The following is a 2,367-nucleotide window of genomic DNA, read 5'->3' on the forward strand; positions in this document are numbered from 1 at the left end:
GGATACATAACAATAAAGTTTTCGACTGCTGCTAAATCATTCATTCTTGTTCCTGCTGCAAATTGATCTGCATCTTGTGTACATCCATGTAACATAACCATTAGTGGTACATCTGTTCCAGACTGATAGCTATTTGGAACAAATAATTTATAAGTTCTACCACTAAAGGATACGTTAGTGAACGATCCTCCGCTTGTGTTTGCAAATGATGCTAGCGGTAATAATGATATTACTAATGCTAGTACCAAAATCAAACACAGTTGTCTTGAATTTCTGATTTTCATTGTAAATCCCCTCCATTTATTTTTTTATGCAATAATTAGTGACATAGTAGTTTTGTATTATATTCGCACACTATTATTGCATTAATGCAGAATTGGTAAATTCTGCATTAATGATAGCTATTCTATTTGCGTCCTTCTTTTCCTTTATGTATGTTTTAACTAGCAAAATCCTTGTCACAACATACCTTATTGTATGTGCGTTAGACATTGAGCGTTTTATTAAATCATCGTATTTATGTCTGCTCATAGCAGCTGTTTTTTTTGCTCCTTTAAATTTTATTTCATAAGATAAGTTCCCTACACTAACATAATTTTTGAGATGTTGTCTTTATTTACAACAAAGGACTTGTGGGTCCTCCCAAAGCTTTCACCAGTAGCTTTTCTAACTCAGCTAAAGTTTTTCGATGTAAAATGATTATTACCCGTATGTATAATGGATACCCTATCTTCTTTTTCTATATACAATATATTTGCTTTGTTTATAACATGTATGGTGTGCTTTTCCTTAATTGTAATTACATTTTCTCTCTTTCTTATCTGATTCTATTTCTGAAAGAAGAAGCGTATTTAATACTTCACTAAATTTTTGAATATCTATTGCTTTTAAAAGATAGTCTTAGGGGTGAACCGAAAAGGAGTCTATGGCATACTCCATATGGGCTGTAACAAAAACAAACCTTGTTACGCTAGATACTTTACTTATCAACTTTGCTGCATCAATGCCATTTAAATTTGGCATATCAATGTCAAGAAAGGCTATGTTTAGCCTTTCTTGCTTTGCTACCTCTACTGCTTGCACCCCATCCTTCGCAGTGAAAATTTTACTTGCGAAAGGATTTTGCGAGGCTACTTTTTTTAACATTTCCCTTGTGAGTTTATGGTCATCGCAAATTAAGATATTTCCCATGCTAACACCATCCTAAAGCTCTTTTTTGATGCTTTCTGGTATTTCAGGTTCATACATAGTTAACCAGCTCGTTGTGCTTACGCCACTCATGGCAACTACGGTTAGTAAACTAGCTGCTACGGTTAAAATATTTCTTTTCAGAAGTTTTATCATGCTTGTTACTCCTTTCTTTTAAATTAATAAAGAATGCTAGCATTATGCCTGCTTAGCTGGGCATTGCTACTAAAAATTTTATTACTTGAATAAACTAAATCAACTTTTTAAAACTCTTTTGGCTAAAATTTAGATAATCTTATTACATTTACTCCTTCTCTTCTTTAATTTACATAGTCTATCCTTTGCGCTGGTTTCAACTAGCATAATATATTTTTGCAACATTCAAATATACTTACTTAACAGGTATCTATATTTTGTTCTTTAATTTTAATAGTGTTTTGCTTAATTAAATTTCAAAACTGTTTTAGATCAACCAACGAACCACTTAGACTTAGAGTCTATAACTGCGCTTAATAATGGTCTTAGGGACTTTAGTAGTAACCTACTATTTACATCTCATGACCACCAATTTATGCAAACCATTGCAAATAGAATTATTGGAGTTACTCCAAGTGGTGTGGCTGATTATCATATGACTTATGATGAATATCTAGAAAAAATAAATGGATAAAAAATAACAAATACACCCCTAGGGCATCCTACGGGTGTATTTGTTATTCTAATAATGATAATTACATTGCTTTTGTACTACTCTGGTGCTATGTCAGTCCAAGTATCTGAACCCTCTAATCTGTAAAGATTAAATGATGCGATATACCCATATTTAGCACCCATTTGTAAATATCCATTATAATCTAATCTTCCTGCAACATAGTGTTCTGTTGCTGTTCCGTTTACAACTTCATATACTGGATCTGGATCTTCCGGATCTGGATCTATCGGATCCGGGTCTACTGGATCTGGGTCTACTGGATCTGGGTCTACTGGATCTGGGTCTACCGGATCTGGATCTACTGGATCCGGGTCTACTGGCGCGTTACCCATACCTATGTTTAACGCTTCTGCTGCATTAATCAATCCACCTGTTATGGTTTTATTTTGTAAACTAGATAACGGCGTCACACTATCTAATATGTTATCCTTCATTTCTAAAGGATCTGTTACCCCGTTGGTCAGTAA

4 protein-coding genes and 1 pseudogene are annotated in these 2,367 nt (G+C 33.9%); 1 reads left to right on the forward strand and 4 read right to left on the reverse strand.

Features of this window, described 5'->3' with window-relative positions; genetic code table 11:
- The 3 genes from RH915_RS04795 to RH915_RS04805 form a co-directional block, all read right to left on the reverse strand.
- A partial coding sequence (locus RH915_RS04795; protein WP_310478422.1) for an alpha/beta hydrolase family esterase occupies positions 1-284 on the reverse strand: 284 nt, incomplete at its 3' end.
- Between the two features lie 616 nt (positions 285-900).
- Entirely contained in the window at positions 901-1,191 is a 291-nt protein-coding gene (locus tag RH915_RS04800) for a LytR/AlgR family response regulator transcription factor (RefSeq protein WP_310478256.1), read from the reverse strand.
- A 12-nt stretch (positions 1,192-1,203) separates the two neighbouring features.
- Positions 1,204-1,344 (reverse strand): cyclic lactone autoinducer peptide, encoded by a 141-nt coding sequence (locus tag RH915_RS04805; protein WP_310478258.1) that lies wholly within the window; start codon positions 1,342-1,344, stop codon positions 1,204-1,206.
- Positions 1,345-1,648: 304 nt separating this feature from the next.
- Between RH915_RS04805 and RH915_RS11460 the strand changes: the two are divergent.
- Positions 1,649-1,858 (forward strand): annotated as a pseudogene (locus tag RH915_RS11460) (ABC transporter ATP-binding protein); the annotation flags it as partial.
- 77 nt (positions 1,859-1,935) lie between these two features.
- On the opposite strand, the gene RH915_RS04815 reads toward RH915_RS11460, so the two are convergent.
- On the reverse strand, positions 1,936-2,367 hold a 432-nt coding region (locus tag RH915_RS04815), incomplete at its 5' end, for a hypothetical protein (protein ID WP_310478259.1).

The sequence above is a fragment of the Serpentinicella sp. ANB-PHB4 genome (genome assembly GCF_031432315.1).
Taxonomy (GTDB): Bacteria; Bacillota; Clostridia; order Peptostreptococcales; family Natronincolaceae; genus Serpentinicella.